The 17,472-nt window shown below is 52.0% G+C and carries 14 protein-coding genes; 9 read left to right on the top strand and 5 right to left on the bottom strand.

Going from position 1 to position 17,472, the window contains the following annotated elements:
• Positions 1-80: 80 nt before the first annotated feature.
• Together AC5JO6_RS00390 and AC5JO6_RS00385 are read right to left on the bottom strand one after the other, a co-directional pair.
• Entirely contained in the window at positions 81-824 is a 744-nt protein-coding gene (locus AC5JO6_RS00390) for a phosphatase PAP2 family protein (RefSeq protein WP_496079052.1), read from the bottom strand.
• A 184-nt stretch (positions 825-1,008) separates the two neighbouring features.
• On the bottom strand, positions 1,009-1,242 hold the full coding sequence (locus AC5JO6_RS00385; RefSeq protein WP_496079051.1) for a hypothetical protein: 234 nt from the start codon (positions 1,240-1,242) through the stop codon (positions 1,009-1,011).
• A gap of 157 nt (positions 1,243-1,399) precedes the next feature.
• Between AC5JO6_RS00385 and AC5JO6_RS00380 the strand changes: the two genes are divergently transcribed.
• A complete protein-coding gene (locus AC5JO6_RS00380; protein WP_496079050.1) occupies positions 1,400-3,580 on the top strand; it encodes an NAD(P)/FAD-dependent oxidoreductase in 2,181 nt (726 codons plus the stop codon).
• A gap of 67 nt (positions 3,581-3,647) precedes the next feature.
• On the opposite strand, the gene AC5JO6_RS00375 is transcribed toward AC5JO6_RS00380, so the two are convergent.
• The gene (locus tag AC5JO6_RS00375; protein WP_496079049.1) at positions 3,648-5,486 is read right to left on the bottom strand and encodes a hypothetical protein; all 1,839 of its coding nucleotides are present in this window, start codon (positions 5,484-5,486) and stop codon (positions 3,648-3,650) included.
• A gap of 414 nt (positions 5,487-5,900) precedes the next feature.
• On the opposite strand from AC5JO6_RS00375, the gene crtA reads away from it, so the two are divergent.
• The 3 genes from crtA to hpsJ-A all read left to right on the top strand — a co-directional run bounded on the left by crtA (position 5,901) and on the right by hpsJ-A (position 8,251).
• Positions 5,901-6,776, top strand: coding sequence for a cyanoexosortase A (gene crtA / locus AC5JO6_RS00370; RefSeq protein WP_496079048.1), 876 nt, complete (start codon positions 5,901-5,903; stop codon positions 6,774-6,776).
• Positions 6,769-7,452 carry a cyanoexosortase A system-associated protein gene (locus AC5JO6_RS00365; RefSeq protein WP_496079047.1) on the top strand — a complete coding sequence of 228 codons (684 nt, stop codon included), beginning with the start codon at positions 6,769-6,771 and terminating at the stop codon, positions 7,450-7,452. The genes crtA and AC5JO6_RS00365 overlap by 8 nt, the downstream gene beginning before the upstream one ends.
• A gap of 121 nt (positions 7,453-7,573) precedes the next feature.
• Positions 7,574-8,251: an HpsJ-like protein, cyanoexosortase A-associated gene (gene hpsJ-A, locus AC5JO6_RS00360; RefSeq protein ID WP_496079046.1), complete on the top strand. Its 678-nt coding sequence runs from the start codon at positions 7,574-7,576 to the stop codon at positions 8,249-8,251.
• 133 nt (positions 8,252-8,384) lie between these two features.
• Here hpsJ-A and AC5JO6_RS00355 read toward each other — a convergent pair whose 3' ends face one another.
• On the bottom strand, positions 8,385-9,389 hold the full coding sequence (locus tag AC5JO6_RS00355) for a phosphoribulokinase (RefSeq protein WP_496079045.1): 1,005 nt from the start codon (positions 9,387-9,389) through the stop codon (positions 8,385-8,387).
• Between the two features lie 631 nt (positions 9,390-10,020).
• Between AC5JO6_RS00355 and cpcD/petH the strand changes: the two genes are divergently transcribed.
• The 5 genes from cpcD/petH (at position 10,021) to prmC (ending at position 14,808) form a co-directional block, all read left to right on the top strand.
• Positions 10,021-11,262: a bifunctional rod-capping linker CpcD/ferredoxin--NADP reductase PetH gene (cpcD/petH, locus tag AC5JO6_RS00350; RefSeq protein ID WP_496079044.1), complete on the top strand. Its 1,242-nt coding sequence runs from the start codon at positions 10,021-10,023 to the stop codon at positions 11,260-11,262.
• 543 nt (positions 11,263-11,805) lie between these two features.
• Positions 11,806-12,162, top strand: coding sequence for an HU family DNA-binding protein (locus tag AC5JO6_RS00345; protein WP_496079131.1), 357 nt, complete (start codon positions 11,806-11,808; stop codon positions 12,160-12,162).
• A 326-nt stretch (positions 12,163-12,488) separates the two neighbouring features.
• Entirely contained in the window at positions 12,489-12,683 is a 195-nt protein-coding gene (locus AC5JO6_RS00340; protein ID WP_496079043.1) for a hypothetical protein, read from the top strand.
• 347 nt (positions 12,684-13,030) lie between these two features.
• Positions 13,031-13,828, top strand: coding sequence for a Tic22 family protein (locus tag AC5JO6_RS00335; protein ID WP_496079042.1), 798 nt, complete (start codon positions 13,031-13,033; stop codon positions 13,826-13,828).
• Positions 13,829-13,845: 17 nt separating this feature from the next.
• A complete protein-coding gene (prmC, locus tag AC5JO6_RS00330) occupies positions 13,846-14,808 on the top strand; it encodes a peptide chain release factor N(5)-glutamine methyltransferase (RefSeq protein ID WP_496079041.1) in 963 nt (320 codons plus the stop codon).
• A gap of 29 nt (positions 14,809-14,837) precedes the next feature.
• On the opposite strand, the gene AC5JO6_RS00325 is transcribed toward prmC, so the two are convergent.
• Complete coding sequence (locus AC5JO6_RS00325) at positions 14,838-17,288, bottom strand: tetratricopeptide repeat protein (RefSeq protein WP_496079040.1); 2,451 nt, start codon at positions 17,286-17,288, stop codon at positions 14,838-14,840.
• Positions 17,289-17,472: the final 184 nt, after the last annotated feature.

The raw sequence follows: 17,472 nt of genomic DNA, 5'->3' as shown, positions 1-17,472 counted from the left end.
GTTGGTTGTTGGTTGTTGGTAAGAAACCTTCCTTGTCTTCAGAGCCTTCTCTCTTCTGCCTTCTGCCTTCTGCCTTTCTCCTACTTCCGGCTTGATGCTGAGGTGAGCGATCGCTGCTTAGTGGGAATCTCACGATAACGGCGTTTCCAGATCTCAAGGCTCAGGATGCAGGCAACGAGCCAAACAGTGCCAGCAGCATAGCCAGCGGCAATATCGGTGGGCCAGTGAACGCCGAAGTAAAGGCGACTAAACCCGATCGCACATACAAGCAAGACTGTAACAGTGACGATCGCGCTACGCCAGCGTGGCACATGCGTTGCCAGTAAGTAACCGATGATGCCGAAAACGACTACAGACATCATGGCGTGACCGCTGGGGAAGCTATAGAAATTAACTTCAACCGTGCGCTGCCACAGCTCTGGACGTGAACGTGCAAACAGTGCTTTCAGCACAATGTTGAGACCGAGTGCACCGATCGCCGCAATCGCCAGGGTGACTGTTTCTGCTTGTCGTTTGCGCCAGAGCAAAAACGCTGCCAACAGCAAACTTGCTACTAGCAGCACTGAGGGATTGCCGAGATTGGTAATGACCAGCATGAGTCGATCGAGGGGTAGCGTGTGCCATTGTCGAATCGCTATTAGGATCCGAGTATCGATCGACTGCGTTTCTTGCTCTAAAACCTCCTCTGCAATCTCGTAAAAGCCCCACAGGGCAAATATGGCAATCAGCAGACCAATGAAACGAACCGTCGTCAGCAACGGCAGGATTCGAGATCCAACACGCTCTCTCCAAACACGAAGAATTCTCCGACTTAGCTCATACATTGGGATTCAAGGTGCAGTGATACCTTTCTTAAACAGGTTGTAAACAGTCATACTGCCACCAGTCTATCGATCCGGAGTTTGAAATGTCTCAGATGTCAGCAAAAGATGGTATCTGCACACTCTAAACTAAAGGCTGTAGTCGTCGATCGCTGCCCCTAGATGATTGCTGACCTTGAAGGCACCCTCAGAGCAACTGCTCCCATGCCACTGCAATAACTTCGCTTAACCAGCGTCGCTGTTCAGAATCAAGCAAAGCGTCATCTGCTAGAACCTCGGCTGTTAGCTCTTCGATCGATTGACCATTAGACCGCGCCACATCAACGACCCCAACGATCGCGGCTGCAATCAGTTCCTCATCGACAAACTTTTGTCGAAGGGCATCACCTTCTGGTGTAAACGCTGAAATAGGATAGTTCATGGCAGATTCAATATTGTGACGAATGCAGGCAGCCCCAAGAGATTTATGAGAGACTTGTAAAGTTTATTAAGCTCATAATGTGACTTGAAGTTTAGCGCACTTTGGCAATGCTTATCCTCGTCTTCTTGAGTAGTTCATTAAAGCTTGGCTCCCCTAAATGAAGGAAGTTCTTTATCTGGAAGTCCCTACCCCCGACGTAGAGGCTGTCAAACTCTGGTTGCAGCAGGAGTTTAAACCCCGATCGGGTGTAAAAGTCGTTGGCAGCAGTGGCATTCACTTAACGTTCCCCCAAGCGACAGTTCCGGCAATCCATAGGGCGGAAACTCAGGCAGGGGAAGCCGTTGCGCTAGTAATTTTTGTCTGGTCGCTCCAACGCACAACGTATCTCAAGGTTTTTCGGTGGTCAGAGCAGCCAGTGCCTCAAGAAAAAAGCTTGCTAGAGCAGCTTACACAGGCTTTACGCGATCGCTTTCCCAATCAGTATCCTCAACCGCCCGCGATCGACCTCTCTCGCCAATCTATTTTCGATGCTCTTGCTGAGCAGTATCCGCTTACGGTCAAATATTTCCAAAGAATGCCCGATGGTGAGTACGATCTCACCCGCGTCTATTGGTGGGAGCAGCGCTGGCGTGAGGGTGTGCAGAATCCGCAACAGCCTCGACAAGTTGTGTTTAGGGGAAGAGGGCAGAGCAGTCAGCAGTCAGCGGTCAGCGGTCAGCGGTCAGACTCAACCGTACAGCCCCATCCCCCCATCTCCCTATCTCCTCATTCCCTCACCCCTCACCCCTCACCCTCCTACGACCTGATCTACATCGGCGGTGCGCTCGGTGTCATTCACGCAGCGGTAATGGCAAAATTGGGCTATCGGGTGCTGCTGTTAGAACGCTTGCCATTTGGCAAAATGAATCGGGAGTGGAATATCTCGCGTAGTGAGTTCCAGAGCCTGATCAACCTGGGGTTGTTTACTCCCAATGAGTTTGAAAGCGTCATCGCCAGAGAGTATGTAGACGGGTTTCACAAATTCTTTGATGCCAATAATCCACCAGAGTCAAAGGCACCTGTACTGCACACGCCGACGGTGTTGAATGTGGGGCTGGATGCTGAAAAGCTGCTGCGAACCTGTGGCGAGAAGTTGCGGAGCTATGGCGGTGAGATTTGGGATGAAACGGAATTTACCCGTGTTGAAGTCGATCGCTCACAGGTAACGGTTCACGCTAAGCACCTACCAACAGAAGCGCTGCGATCGGTGAGCGGACGGCTGCTAGTTGATGCGATGGGGACAGCTTCTCCGATCGCGTGGCAGCTTAACGGTGGGCGCGCCTTCGATAGCGTCTGTCCAACCGTTGGGGCAGTGATTGCTAGCGGCTTTGAACCAGGCGTATGGGATGCTCGCTATGGCGATGTGCTCAATAGTCACGGCGACATCTCACGAGGGCGACAGCTCATCTGGGAACTGTTTCCAGCCGATGGCGAAGAACTCACCTTTTACCTGTTCCACTATCACCAGGTGCATCCTGACAATCCTGGTTCGCTGCTGGAGATGTACGAGGACTTTTTCACAATTTTGCCGGAGTATCGGCGCTGTGACATGGACAAGCTGGTCTGGAAGAAGCCAACGTTTGGCTATATCCCAGGGCACTTTACGACGGGTAGGGGCGATCGACTGGTTGCATTCGATCGCCTCATTGCATTGGGTGATGCCGCATCCTTGCAGTCACCGCTAATCTTCACAGGCTTTGGTTCACTAGTGCGGAACCTACCCCGCCTGACCCATCTACTCGACACAGCGCTGAAGCATGATCTGCTGAGCGTCCAACACTTAAATCAAATTCGTGCGTACCAGAGTAACGTGGCTGTTACCTGGCTGTTTTCTAAGGGCATGATGGTACCAACCGGGCGAAACCTGCCGCCCGAAAGGGTCAACGCGATGCTCAATACCTTCTTTGGCATTTTGGCAGACCAGCCACCCGCGATCGCCGAAGCCTTCATTAAAGACCGAGTTGATTGGCTAACCTTTAACCGCATGGCGCTGACTGCCGCCTGGAAAAACCCAAAGCTGTTGCTATGGATCTGGGATATGGCAGGAGCAGTCGCGTTTGGGCGCTGGCTGGGCAGCTACTTCGACTTTACCATCACTGCCTTTGTGAGCAGCCTCGTGAGGGGGTGGTTCCCCGCGTTCTTGCGTCAAAGCCAGCCGTGGCTAGAAACTAGCTTTCCAGGCTTCTGGCTATGGTTGTTGACGCAAAGCTACACATTAACTGACGGTGTTGGACGACCGCAGACACCGCAGCCTGAAACCATTGAAACGGTGGAAGAGCAAACCCATGCATCGGTCTAGGGTTCGTTTGTCCCTCTACCTTCTACCCCTTACTGGAAAACCCCATTGAGCCGATCGCAGACGAATTCTAGCGTTTGGGAAATGTGGGTAGGTCTACAGCCGCTAATGAGGCTAGCTTTTTGGTGGCGCGAAGGGGATACACGATCGGAGAGGGTGCTACCGTCGCAAAGGGCGCTGACATGGACTCAGCATGGCTGGAAACGCTCACTGTCTGCTGATTTACCGTCTGCTGACTCACTGTCTGCTGACTCACAGAACTGAGCGCCAGCAGCTTAGCTGGACTCTGAGTTGCTTTTTCAGATACCACTCTCTCAGGTAGTGCTTTTTCAGGTGCAACTGATTGCGGTCTGCTGGCTTTTTCCAAGCGATCGCGCCACGTCCAGGCAGCGATCGGTTGAATGCTGGTGCCACTGACAGGGTCTAAATCCAGCGCGTCGTTTACACAGGTTGGCTCTACGACTGACGTAACCTTGCTACTTTCGACCTTGTTTGGAGGATCGATCAATGCTGCCAGGTTATCCCAAAGTGGATCGGTCGTGCGATCGTCAGGCAACGCTAAAGTCGAGACGTTGTCGATCGCGCTGGCGTTCGGCGGCACAGCATCTTCCTGTTGACTCACGGCTTCAGTCACTTGAGGAGATTCTGTTGCCCAGCCTGTAGACTCAGTCGAGACTAACTTATCTGGACTGGACTCATCAGATGGTGTCGCGTCAGCAGGGACAGTTCCTGTGCCTAAAAAAGGACTTCGATCGAAAATTGGCTCTGCCTGAAGCGCATCAGTTGTAGATGCCTGGTGCTCAGCGTTAGCGGGAAAGATGAGCTGCATCAACTGCGTGACAAACTCTGGATCGTCAGAGTCGAGCAGGGCTGATGGGTCAGCAGGAGTCGGAAGCGTGTCTTGAAGTCCGCTGCTTTCATTGCTCTCAACTGACAGCCCATTCAAGAGCTTAAACAGGGGTTTCGATCGCTCTGTCTGGTCTTGTTCTGGCTCGTGCGCTTGTCGAGGTAGCGACCAGGGCTTCACGGGTTGGTTTTTAGGCTTGAGTAAGGCAGTAAGAGCGTCTGGAGTTGCGGCACTGTGATCGATCGCCATGTCAGGCATCACCTGTTGCCCGTAGGCAGTTGGCATTTCAAGACATTTTTCGAGCGCCGCTTTGAATTGCAGTGTCTGCTGCTGCTGGCGATGCAGGCGCAAGCGCAAATCCCGGCAGGCACCTTCTGCTTGTAGCACTTGCTGCACCTGTTCGTTATGGCGCTGCTGAGTCAACGCACAGTCCCGTTCTAATTGGGCGATTCGTTCCTGGCTGCTCTCCAACTGTTCGGTCAGCGTTTCGACCAAAATTTGCTGTCGTTGAGCGGCTTGGTGCGATCGCTCTAGCTCTTGCAAGAGCTGGCTCAAGCGTTCATTGATCGGCTCAAGGGTGGAAGACTTGATCACGCCTGCCGACGCTGCTGTAGTGACCGCTGCTGCCTCGGATTGAGTTTGTGTGTGTGCTGACTCCAACTGCCATTCGATTTGCTGTTGCGCCAGATCTAGTTCCATCTGGGCAAGACGATCGCGCAAGGCAGCATTCTCATCCTGTAACTGCTGCCGTAATGCTGCGTCGTCCGGTCTTTCAGCAGAGAACGCAAACGGAGTTGCCTGGTCGATTGCAGCGCTGCTGTAGTGAATAACCCCCTGAGAAATGAGCGTATCCTCTGCCAATCTGGGTTTTACAGGTTCTGCAAGTCTGTGCGGAATCGCATCAACACTCGTTGCTCCAGGGAAATCAATGGTTTGCCAACCTTCGCTGTTATTTGGACTCGGCACCGCAGCAGCGGCTGAATCAAGGGCAGCGCTTAACTCGACTGGCTCGGCGGGTGCGGGCGAACCAGATTGGTCGTTGGGGCTATCAGCTTCACTCATGGTTCTAATCCTGAAGGTGGCTCATCCTGAGGATGGAGATCTTTAGCACGTCACTGCTGCAACGCTTGTCATTATATATTCAGCCTTCAAAGTTGCGCGACGGTTTTGTCGTCGTATTCCTTTAGGTAAGTCGTGAGGGGTTGGATCAGGTTCCAAAAAGAGGGTTTCAAACACAAGCTTGATTGCCCGTGCTGGCTCTAATCAAGAGACAGGTTCGCCGTTAACCGACTGTTGCCCCTGGCTAACGCTGTTTCGTTGCGCTGAGTACTATTGAGTATGAACTTTTTATGAAGGTGTGGTTTTGCTCGTCGTGTTGGCAGAGACTTTAGGTGTGCGTATCTTCCTTTAAGGGTAATTGAGGAGCGATCGGCAGTCCCTCTTTCGATCGCAAGCAGGCTGTTAAACTAAATACCCATGATGGACTTACTCAATCGCCTCCAAAAGCCAGCCTTCTGGCTGCTTGGCACAACGGTTGCCATGATGGCGCTACATTTAACGCTGCTAAGTCGCACCAGCGATCCAGAGTTGGCGCAAGAGCTGTTTGCCACGTACACCTTGCTGTGGTTTGCGATCGGTTTTTTGGTGTGGGAACGGCGACACGTTCTCATGCTAGACAGTGGCGCGATCGGCGGCACGATCGGCGGCGGTTTGCTGCTAGGGCTGCTGCTCCTCAGTTCAACCCTGCCCACATCAGGCTCTTTTCTCAGAGGTTTTCCGGTCGTGACAGTGCTGGGATTGGGGCTGCTTGCGTCTGGTCTGGGCGGGTTGCGTCAATATTGGAAGGAGCTACTCATCTTTGGGCTGCTAACGCTCAATCCACTTCTAAAGTTGGGCTTGGACTTGATCAATTTGCCCAGGCTCACGGCTCAGGTGGCTGCGTTTATGCTCTGGTATACCGGGTTTGATATCCGCCTTGAGGGTCTATCACTGCTGCTACCAACAGGACGTGTGGATGTCTACGGAGCCTGTTCTGGTGTCAGCAGCATGTTGCAAATGCTATACCTCTCTGTGCTGTTTGTCATGATGTTTTCGCTGCGTTCAGTGGGGCAGCAACTGTTTTCCGTGGTGCTGGCAGTCTTGATTGGGTTTCTGGTGAACGCCGCACGGGTAGCGCTGATGGCAGTGCTAGTCGCATTCTCACAAAAAAGTGCGTTTGATTACTGGCATACAGGTGACGGTTCGCTCATTTTTGCTGCGATCGCCGTGGGGCTTTTCGGCGGTTTTTGCTGGCTGGCGTTCTTACGTACTCCCCCGACGCTTCCAGATGCAGGTACCCAGTCCAATGGTTAACACGGTCTGGCAACCCGCCCGGATGACTTTGCTGGTGCTGAGTTTTGGTAGCGCCCTGTTCGTATTAGGCAGGGCGATCGTGGCTCCCAAAGCAGCCGAAACGCAGCCCTCCTACAGTCTGCCAGCGACAATCCCCTTACCTGATTGGCAAGCCACCTCTAGTGCCGTGCTGCAGCCGCTTCCAGAAGCGATCGCGGGGCAGGAGTATCAATATCGTCGGAGTGATCAGTCGCTCAAGGTCGAACTGCGCTATATGGCAGGAGACGGCGACGTGAACCGCTTTCTGTTTGTCCATACTCCCATTCGGCAGGACAACAACCGTCTTGTCTTAAAATATCAGCCCAAGCTTGGGTTTTATGGTGTGCTGCCGCATCAAGGACGTGCCTATCTGAGTGCTTGCATCAGTCCACGAGGCGAAAGCACTGTGACGGCACAGCAGTTCGTGCAAAATCTTCGCGCCCATGACCTCACACCGACCCGCGTTCTACCGTGGCTGGCTGGAAAACAGCCGCTGCTCGATCGCCGCTGTTTATGGACTCTCATGTCTGTGCCGCTTGACACTAAGGCTGACACAGCAACGCTAGACAACACTTACAAAACACTAGAAACTGCCTGGTTCTCCTGGTACCGTTGGTGGCAGCCCAACTTTCCACCCGCTGAGCGCGGCGCGGTGTAGTCTAACCATAGCGCCTGCATGTAGGGTGGAAGAAAGCAACCAGTTCGGGTTCTTGGCGGAACGAACCCTTTTGTGGGTGTAGTGTCAACTTGCCTATCTTGTCAGAGGAGACCCCAGCGTTATGGCTGAATCAACGACTGAAAATCGATCGATCCACAGATTCCGTTGGATTGGCTATGGTTTGCTCGGCTACGCCTTCATGGATCTAGTCCAGGTGTTGTACCCGCCGAAGTTTTTAAATCCTGCTTGGGAGGTTCAGGCGATCGGCAGCCTAATTGAGCGGGTAGTTGTGCCTCTACTGGGTATGGCACTCGTCTTTTTCGGTGAGTTTTACGATCGCAATCGACTCGAAAAAGTTCTGCTCAAGGTGCTGTCCTGGGTTTGTTTGGCGTTGGCGATCGTCTGTTTGCTGGTAATTCCCTTGGGTGTGTTCGGTACGGCTCGTTTGGATTTTCAGAACGATCAGCAAGTAAATCGACAGGCAGAACAGCAGCTTTCCCAGTTCAACAAAATCGAAAGCCAGCTCAACCAAAGCAACCCTAGTGCGATCCAGGCGCTGGCAGCAAAAGCAGGCATTCCGATCGACCCAACTAAAGAACCACAGGCGTTAAAGACCGAAATTCTTGCGCGGTTGACCACTGTTCGCGCAAAAGTCCAGACTCAGATTGAAGAGAATCGCGCTGCACAAAAGCAAACTCTTTTCAAAAACTCAATCAAATGGAATCTGGGTGCCTTGCTTGCCAGCACCCTCTTTTTTATTCTTTGGAAAAGCAGCGACTGGGCACGGAAACCGTCGTAGAGTTTGCCCGTTGATTGCGATCGCCAGCACTCAACTAGCTGTGCGAAAGCAGACTGCTCCTAAAGAAAAAGGGACGCGTTAACGTCCCCTTTAAAGGCTTGAGCACTCATTCAAGGCGCTTGAGCGCCAACGGCTAGACTCTAGCCGCAATCTTGGCTTCCGTCGCCGTTAGGCGTTCATAGGTTGCCCGCATTTTTAAACCTGTCAAGACCTGGAATAAGCCCGTACCGTTGGTCGAACCAGGATATTCACGGTGATGCAGCAGTAGTTCTGTCAGTTCGCCGCTGTACTTAACCGATGTCTTGCTAAGGTGCTGCTCAATGTAGATGACTTCTTCGAGCTTGTCGAACTGTCCATCAACTTCTAGTACCGAAACGCTATGACCGTAATAAACATCCGGTCCATAGTGCATTTTGATGCCGGGATAGGAGCAGGTGAGCTTGCGACCACAAGGAACCCAGTCGATCGTAGAGCCTTCGTCGAACAAATAGGCAGGCTCAAACCCTGCCACACCATCGCGTTGAATCATTTGGACACGTAGCACCTTCCGCTCTTTATCGTCTTTGATCAGTTCGGTCGGCAAGACCTGAATCACCACATCCGCAAATTCTTTTTGCGGGTCAATGTACGCCTTGAAGTCAGGGCGACGAGAATTAATGGCTGCTAACACGTCCTCATAGGTATGTCCGCGTTCGGACATATCGCGCTGAATCTTCCACGCAATTTTTACTTCGTCACTAATGTCGAGGTAAACGCTGAAGTCGAGCAGACTACGGACACGTTCATCATACAGAGGGTGCAAGCCTTCAATCACCACGATGTGGTTAGGCGAAACCCCTTCAGGCGGGTCGATCAGACCCGTTTCATGGTTGTAAATCGGCTTGTTGATCACTGCACCATGTTTGAGCGCTTTGATCTGCTCATACATGAGATCAAAGTTATTTGCCCGTGGGTCGAGGGCAGTGATCCCTGTCTCTTTGCGCTGCTTCCGATCCAGACTGTGGTAGTCGTCCAGGCAGATGACCGTTACGAAATCTTCCCCAAACAAATCGGTTAGTCGGCGCAGAAAGGTGGACTTACCGCACCCGGAATCTCCGGCAACGCCGATCAGAACCACGCGGTCTGGCTTACTGGTCATAGGTTTCCTCTAAGCGAAAAGATGTCTACTAACTATGTCTTGAGTTAAACTGCAACAGCGATGCATTAGTGATCGGACCAGTCTGCAAAAAGTCATGCCGAAAGCGACCGATCGCAAACTGTAAAGGTTCTTACATCACAGTATCAGGAAGCAGGTCACCAGAAAAGCAAAAGCTACCCTCAGTCATGGTGAACCCTGAACCGAATCGAGTAAGTATTTAGTACTACCGCTGATTTCATCTTACCAAAAACGGGATCATCATCACAAGGCTTAGTAAGAATTGATTTTCACTGCTCAGATTGTAAGTAAACATTCATTGCAGCAGAGGGGTAAGTTGCTAGAGCCGCTTTATAGCCATCGTGACTAACGTTCTAAAGCTGAAGGCTTCGGCAGCAAGAGCCAGTTGGTTGGATTCACCTTCATGACAGAGTGATTCAGGGCATGACAGAGTGATTCAGGACTGTAGAACGGCTTGGGCACTCGTATGTTGGTTAAACAGTGTAGGTTAAACAGAAGTTCCATATCAGGACGATCGCCAGCAGCACTACACCGATCGCAAACACACCCGCCACAGACCAAGATGCGGCACAATAGCAACAAATGAGGTCTGGTTCCGGAGAAACTGAGCAAAATGTACAACTCAAACGCAGTTGGTAGTACTGCTAATACGGCATCTGGTAGCCGCGTCTTTCGTTATGAAGTGGTCGGATTGCGGCAGAACAGCCAAACCGATCGCGTCAGCTACCCTATTCGCCAAAGCGGCAGCACCTTTATCAACGTGCCCTACAACCGCATGAACGAAGTCATGCAGCAGATTACGCGATTGGGCGGCAAAATTGTCAGCATTCAACCGTTGGATGCCGATTCTAAAATCAATGGGAACGTTACCCCAGAACAGAATGAAACTGCGGTAAAAGTAGAAACTGGAGAGGGTAACCAACCAGGAGCAAAGAAGAAGCCTATGACTCAAGCCAAGGCTAAGACAGATATTCCCGTGAATATCTATCGTCCTAACAGCCCCTTTGTGGGACGGGTGATTTCTAACGAACCACTTGTCAAGGAAGGCGGCATCGGTATTTGCCAACACGTCAAGTTCGATATTTCCGCAGGGGATTTGCGCTATCTGGAAGGTCAAAGTATTGGGATTATTCCCCCTGGTACCGACAAAAACGGCAAACCTGAAAAGCTACGGCTTTACTCGATCGCCTCTACCCGTCATGGTGACGACGTAGATGATAAAACAGTTTCTCTCTGTGTGCGACAGCTCGAATACACCCATCCAGAAACCAAAGAAACCGTCTACGGTGTCTGCTCTACCTACCTTACCCACCTGAAGCCTGGGGACGAGATTAAAATTACCGGACCCACGGGTAAGGAAATGCTGCTGCCAGAAGACCCGGATGCCAAAGTAATCATGCTGGCAACTGGCACTGGAATTGCGCCCTTCCGTGCTTACCTGTGGCGCATGTTTAAGGACAACGAGAAAGCCGCTAACCCTGACTATCAGTTCAAAGGATTGGCATGGCTGGTCTTCGGTGTGGCAACAACGCCCAACGTGCTGTACAAAGAGGAACTGGAAGAAATACAGGCGAAGTACCCTGATAACTTCCGCGTTACGTATGCCATCAGCCGGGAGCAGAAAAACCCCGAAGGCGGCAGAATGTATATTCAGCACCGCGTAGCAGAACACGCCGAAGAAATCTATAAACTGCTTGAAGACGAGAAAACCCACGTCTATATCTGCGGTCTGAAGGGCATGGAAGACGGCATTGACGCTGCTCTCTCGGCTGAGGCTACTAAAGAAGGCAAGGACTGGAAAGTGTACCAGCGAGAGCTAAAGAAAGCTGGTCGTTGGCACGTGGAAACCTACTAGCGATCGACGACGGCAATCATTCGCCATGCCGACAAAGCAGATGGATCTGTAGATCCGTCTGCTTTTTTATTTTGCTTGAGTAAAATTGCTCAAAGCAGCAGCCCGTTTTGTTGATTGCGTATGCTCACCCTCAGCAAGGCTGGGTCTGTCAGCGATCAGGAGAACCCTTTCTTGCGCTTAGATGCGATCGTGAACATTGGTTCAAAAGTCTGAAAACCCTGTCCTGAAAGGCTTTAAGAACAGCAAGTCAGATCTACAGCTTAGCTCGTAGTGAGCCATAACAGGATTCATAGCATCAAAATCTACGCCAAGTGCATTACCTTTTACGGTGAAATTGGGCTGGCGGCAGCAGGCGATTCTTACGTTACATCCGGTAATATTTGTGCGGTTTGTGCCCTGTCATTCTATGGGGTACCGAGCCAGTGAATCTTACAGTGAGTAGGGATACTATGAATAAAACGTCATTAACAATGATTGAATCTTGATTTATTGCTCCATCTGCAAATAGCTGAACTATAATCACGGCACACATTTGAATCAACAATACTAAGGTCTCACGCCATGAACAAGAGTGAATTAGTGGACGCGATCGCAGCAAAGGCATCAATTACCAAGAAAGATGCGGATGCAGTACTGAGTGCGGCAGTCGATGCAATTATCGAAGCGGTCTCCGCTGGCGAGAAAGTGACCCTGGTCGGATTTGGCACGTTTGAAGCCCGCCAGCGTCAAGAGCGCGAAGGACGCAACCCCAGCACAGGCAAGCCGATTAAGATTCCTGCAACCACTGTACCCGCCTTCTCGGCTGGCAAGTTGTTTAAGGAAAAGGTCGCTCCAGCCAAAGAGGAGAAAGCAGAAAAAGAGGAGAAAGCGACTAAGACAAAAGCGAAAGCGAAGAAGTAACCACTTGATCGCCTACTTAGCGCGACTGTCTGCTCACAGATTGCCCCGTACCGCTGGTAAGAAGGCGTTGTGTGCTTGCTGTTCCATTGCTTAGGCGCTCAAACTTTTTTGCAACCATGGTGTTTTGAGTCCGGGCAGGTTGATCGATCGCCACAGTGTCAAGCCAGAGGCGAACGTAGTCTGCCCTTCTAAACTTGCTAAAGCTCTACAGGTAGGCTGAATCTGTAAGCTCCTTGCTTGCGCACAGGGATCGATTCATGGCGTAGCGGAGAGGGATTCAGTTGAGTGCTTCGGTGTCCTCTCGATCCGAAGTGTAGGGCAACCTGATGAGCGAACAATCTTCTCTAATCATCGCTAGCACACAAGAAGCGATACCTCTTGCCATTTACTTTGGAACTATTTCTCGCCCGGTGCGGTCAGTGGGGATGAGTGCGGACGATGCTTGGGTGACGTTGTGTTCCGAAAACTTGTTCTCGATCGCACTGTTCGGTGCCAGCAACTTATCGATGCCAGCAACTTAGCTCAATGTTTCTACCAGGGCGCTCTGCATGGGAAGGGTCTGTCTCGTCGCAGTGTAGCGATCGCCCACTGAAGGCACGCGTTAGCACTGAACAGGTAGGCGCTACACTTTCAACGTTGAGTCAGTCACGATCGCATAGAGGTCAAAGCGGACTCAACATTTAGGCAAAGTTCGTTTGGACATTCATCAGTAGCCCGCCACTGCGTTAGTTTTACAAATTGCGCTGGATGCATCAGAATGGGTAGGCAAACAAGCGCCATCGAGTTTAGTCGTCTCTCCGTTCACCTGGATTAAAGTCTGAATCCAGTTCCCTGTAAACTTTTTGCCGTTTTAGTGCCAGGAGCAGTCATGAAATCATTGGTTCGCTGGAGTGCAACCGCTGGGCTAGTTGGAAGCGCTCTTATGGGGTCGTTTTTAGCAGGTACCTTGCAGGCGCTTGCCATTCCCCAAGAGCAAATTATCCAGAAGCTTCGCCCCGTCCCTGTCTTTACGATCGCTAACGCGCAGGGTGCCCCTCTAGTTGCGTCTCCTCCCACTGGGCAGAAAGGAGCAGCGGTCGCAGGGGTATTCATTAATCAGAAAGATGCTCAGACCTTTCTGGACAACCTTAAGACTAAAAACCCGGATTTGGCAAAGAACGTCAAGGTGGTACCCGTCTCGTTAGCTGAGGTCTACCAACTCAATCAAACCAACAAAGGTAAGCCTGAACAGCTCGACTTTGCTTACGTGCCGTCCAAACAGCAAGTTGATACGGCTGTTTCGCTGTTAAAGCAACAAGGTGGACAACAGCCGCAGCAATTTAACGGCACACCGCTCTTTGTTGCCCGTGGTGGCAAGGACAAAGGGTATTTGACGATTCAGCAAGATGGCAAATCAATTATTCCTATGTTCTTTAACAAGGAAGAATTGCAGAGCCTGCTCGATCGCTTTAAGCAACAGCAGCCCGCTATGGCATCAAGCATTGAAGTGCAGGTGCTTAACCTGGAAGGGTTGATGGAGGTCTTACGGACAAAGGATGATCCCCAACTGAACCAGATTGTGCTGGTGCCGCCGCAGCAATCGATCGAATTTATCAAATCGATCGCGCCGCCGCAAGGCGCACCCGGAACCAACAAACCCGCAGCGGCTCCTGCTCCCAAAAAGTAGGTCGTGCGGAGGGATGAGTGATCACTAGAGAAGACTCAGACCCGCTCTCGCCTCAGTCGTTGAGGCGAGAGTTTTGTGTATCTGGGCAAAGACTCTGGCAATGGCGAGAAGCTGCCCGTCAACAGGCGATCGCTGCCGATATTCCCCTTGAGGAAGTAGACTGGCTGCTGCAAGACTTGGCTGGGCTAGACCGACCATCGCTGCGGCTAGAGACTTTTAAAGATAAGGCAGAAATTCTGCTCCGCTTGCCCCTCTCTGAACTTACAACACTCTGGGAACACCGTATCCGCGATCGTGTTCCAGTGCAGTATCTCACTGGCGTTGCCCCCTGGAGACAGTTTTTACTTAACGTTTCACCCGCAGTACTCATTCCCCGACCTGAGACGGAATGCTTGATCGACTTGGCGATCGCGGCAGTACCCCCCACACCCCACACCCCACGCCCCACACCCCACCTCTCCCACCAACACTGGGCAGATCTAGGCACGGGCAGCGGCGCGATCGCGATCGGTCTAGCAACAGCCTTTCCGGCAGCAACCATTCACGCAGTCGATTGCAGTGCAGCAGCGTTGGCGATCGCGCAGTCCAACGCCCAAACGCTTCACCTGACAGAGCATATTCAATTTTATGAAGGTTCCTGGCTACAGCCATTGGTTCACCTCAGAGGCAGGTTAAGCGGCATGGTTGCCAATCCACCCTATATTCCCAGCGAGATGGTGCCAGCACTACAGCCAGAAGTTGCCCGACACGAACCTCATCTGGCGCTAGACGGGGGCGCTGACGGACTCGATTGTCTTCGACACTTGGTCGCAGTGGCACCAGAGTATTTGCAGTCTGGTGGCATTTGGCTAGTAGAAACGATGGCAGGACAGGCGATCGCAGTCGCCGCTTTGCTGCAACAGCAGGGAAACTACGATCAGATTCAGATCCACCCTGATTTAACAGGCATTGATCGGTTTGTTCTAGCCTATCGCTGTTGAGCAGCCGTCACTGAAGAGTCTAAAAGGCTTTAGACATTGCTCTGTTGCAACCCGTTAACGCGATCGATCGCCTCTTTTTGCAGCGCTTCTTTACCCTGGGCTTTATAGAGATCTGCTGCCTTCTGTAAATTGCTGATTGCCCCAGAACGATTACCCAACGCCTGTTGTGCCAGCCCAAGATTGTAGTAAGCATCGGCATAGTCTGGCTTCCGACGAATCGCCCGGTTGTAGTCTCCGATCGCGGCTCTAGTATTGTTAAGCGCAAGTTGGGCATTCCCTCGGTTATTGTAGGCACCCGCTAGAATCGGCGCGGGCGGTTTGAGCGCGATCGCCTGGGCATAATCCCGCATCGCACTGTCATAGTCACCTTTTTTAGACCGTGCATTTGCCAAATTGATGTGCGCTTCTGCCGAACTGCCATTTAGCGCAACGGCTTGATTGCCTGTCTCCAGTGCTTTGTCATAGTTCTGGCGATCGTAATAGGCATAGCTAAGATTGCTGTAGAGTACGGCAGACTTAGGATCGAGTTTCAACGCTTGCTCATAGTCTCTGATCGCGGCACCTGTGTCACCCAGTCGGTGATGGGCAACCCCGCGATTGATATACGCCGACACATCATTAGGGTTTTTCTCAATGGCTTGGTCATAGTCAGCGATCGCGGCTTTGTTGTCGCCTGCCTGCGCTTTTCTTCGCCCCTCACTGTTGAGACGCTGGGCAGCAGCAGGATCAGCAGGTGTTTGTCCAAATTTGAGCCACCCCGGACGACTGGACGATGGCAGAATCGCGGCTACCAGCCCAATAATTGCCGCCAGGAGGATCGCCGGAATGATCAGAGCTTGATAGTTAGAAGCAGAGCGTCGAACTCTATCCATAAGATTTGGCTTCGCGTCAGGCAGAATAGGAAGCGGTTCTTCTCGTACAGGTACGGGGTTCAGCGGTGTTTCTGCTAGCGACGCTGGTTCTAAAGGGGATGTCACTGGTTCGTTCATGTTGAACAACCGTTGCAGCACTGCCTCTTTAGCCCGTGAGTCGTCGTGAGAAGCCCGTGAGTCGTCGTGAGAAGCCCGTGAGTCGTCGTGAGAAGGCGGTACAGCCGTTGGGAGCGGTGCAGCAGATGGTGGTGGCGATGAGCTGAACGCTTTTGGTGCGGGCGAAACTGGACTGGACTGGCTGGTAGCGCCAGCATCTGGGGTGTTTGCGGTTTCTGACTCTGGTTTTTCACTCAAGTCAGCTACAAATTGCTCTGTTTGGGTGGTGATTTGCGCTTCGATGGTTCTAGTGTCATCATCCCCTAAGTGCAGTGTCTGCTGCAAGCGTTGGAGCATCGTGCGATCGCCCTCTCCCAACGGAGACTGACGCTGCATTGCCCATAGTAAAACCTGCTGGTACAGCGCCTTTTGACGTTGATGCTCGACTAGAGATGGTGCGATCGTCATCACGGCAACATCACGATCATTCAGGTACAAGGCGTGCTGCAACTGTTTCAAGGTCTGACGCACTTGCGGGTGGTCAGTAGCGTGCGATCGCGCGTGTTCTGCCACCTGTTCCTGATACAGCGTCACACGTTGACGATACTCCCGTGTGGGACGTAACACTTGTGCCTCTAGCGCCTCAGCCTCCTGCGGCGACACGCCTAAACGCTGGCGCATCTCCTCCAAGAGTGGTAACCCTTCCAGCACAGGAGCACCTGACACATCGATCGCGATCGATGCCGTCTCCAGAACTTTGCGATAATGCAGTCGTGGGTCGTTGTTTGGCACCTCTAACAGAGGCATCTGAGCCGTTTCGGCACTGCCGTGCAGTTGGGGCTGTAGCGTGGGGGCTGCCACTTGCAGCTTTTGAGCAGCATAGTGATGCAAATCAGCCGCCGTCACGATACCGTCATCATCAGCATCGGCAGCACTACTCTCAATACCTTCTGCCAGATAACGTGGATACGTCCAAACATCAAGTGCTTCAGGTGTTAGCGCTGGTCGGCTAACGTTTGAAGCCGCTAAGATGACGCGCCCCGCACCACCGAAAGGAGCCGTCAGATCAGACATTGGCTCTGCTACAGCAGACTGATCCAGCAGTGGCGGGCTGTAACGATTCAAAATGAAAACTTGCTGTTTGGCAGGGCTACTGTTCATTGATTCCAGCACAGCGCTGGCAGGTATCGTTTGCGCTTTAACGATCGCACCCTGATCATCCAGTTTAGTGCTGGGTGTCGCAAAATACAGTTTGCCATCCGCATCGGGCAAGAGGTAGCCACAAAACAGAAACACCAGTTGATCATCACTGCGCCGCTGCTTAAAGAACAGCTCAATGGTTTCCTGCATCTCTTGCAATGGGCGATCGCATAAGCACTGTACAGACTCAAACTGAAAGCGCGGCTGCTTCAGCAATCGCTTGATCAGTTCCACGTCTTTTTGCGCGTCGGGCAAGGGGTCTAAACCCGTTGGATACCGACTCACTCCAATTAGCAGCGCTACCCTGGACATCTCATTACTTCTGGTTTCCCTCAGCACACATTAAGCGGCACACATGAAATTGCCAGACCAGTTAGGGTTAATCTCCTAACCTGATCCGATCGACTCCAAACGCCAGTTTGCACTCGCGCTCTCAAGTCGCATCCAGGCGCTGCAAGAGTCAGTTGCCACCTGTCAAATGAACCTATGTAAGGAT

This window comes from Tildeniella sp. (assembly GCF_059505325.1).
The sequence above is the reverse complement of the archived record's forward strand: the minus strand, read 5'-3'. Positions and strand labels throughout refer to the sequence as shown.

Coding starts and splice junctions, on each gene's coding strand:
- cpcD/petH (WP_496079044.1), top strand. CDS start 10,021: ATGTACAACTCAAACGCAGTTGGTAGTACTGCTAATACGGCATCTGGT.
- AC5JO6_RS00385 (WP_496079051.1), bottom strand. CDS start 1,242: ATGAACTATCCTATTTCAGCGTTTACACCAGAAGGTGATGCCCTTCGA.
- AC5JO6_RS00390 (WP_496079052.1), bottom strand. CDS start 824: ATGTATGAGCTAAGTCGGAGAATTCTTCGTGTTTGGAGAGAGCGTGTT.
- AC5JO6_RS00365 (WP_496079047.1), top strand. CDS start 6,769: ATGGTTAACACGGTCTGGCAACCCGCCCGGATGACTTTGCTGGTGCTG.
- AC5JO6_RS00375 (WP_496079049.1), bottom strand. CDS start 5,486: ATGAGTGAAGCTGATAGCCCCAACGACCAATCTGGTTCGCCCGCACCC.
- AC5JO6_RS00325 (WP_496079040.1), bottom strand. CDS start 17,288: ATGTCCAGGGTAGCGCTGCTAATTGGAGTGAGTCGGTATCCAACGGGT.
- AC5JO6_RS00380 (WP_496079050.1), top strand. CDS start 1,400: ATGAAGGAAGTTCTTTATCTGGAAGTCCCTACCCCCGACGTAGAGGCT.
- hpsJ-A (WP_496079046.1), top strand. CDS start 7,574: ATGGCTGAATCAACGACTGAAAATCGATCGATCCACAGATTCCGTTGG.
- AC5JO6_RS00340 (WP_496079043.1), top strand. CDS start 12,489: ATGAGCGAACAATCTTCTCTAATCATCGCTAGCACACAAGAAGCGATA.
- AC5JO6_RS00335 (WP_496079042.1), top strand. CDS start 13,031: ATGAAATCATTGGTTCGCTGGAGTGCAACCGCTGGGCTAGTTGGAAGC.
- AC5JO6_RS00355 (WP_496079045.1), bottom strand. CDS start 9,389: ATGACCAGTAAGCCAGACCGCGTGGTTCTGATCGGCGTTGCCGGAGAT.
- crtA (WP_496079048.1), top strand. CDS start 5,901: ATGATGGACTTACTCAATCGCCTCCAAAAGCCAGCCTTCTGGCTGCTT.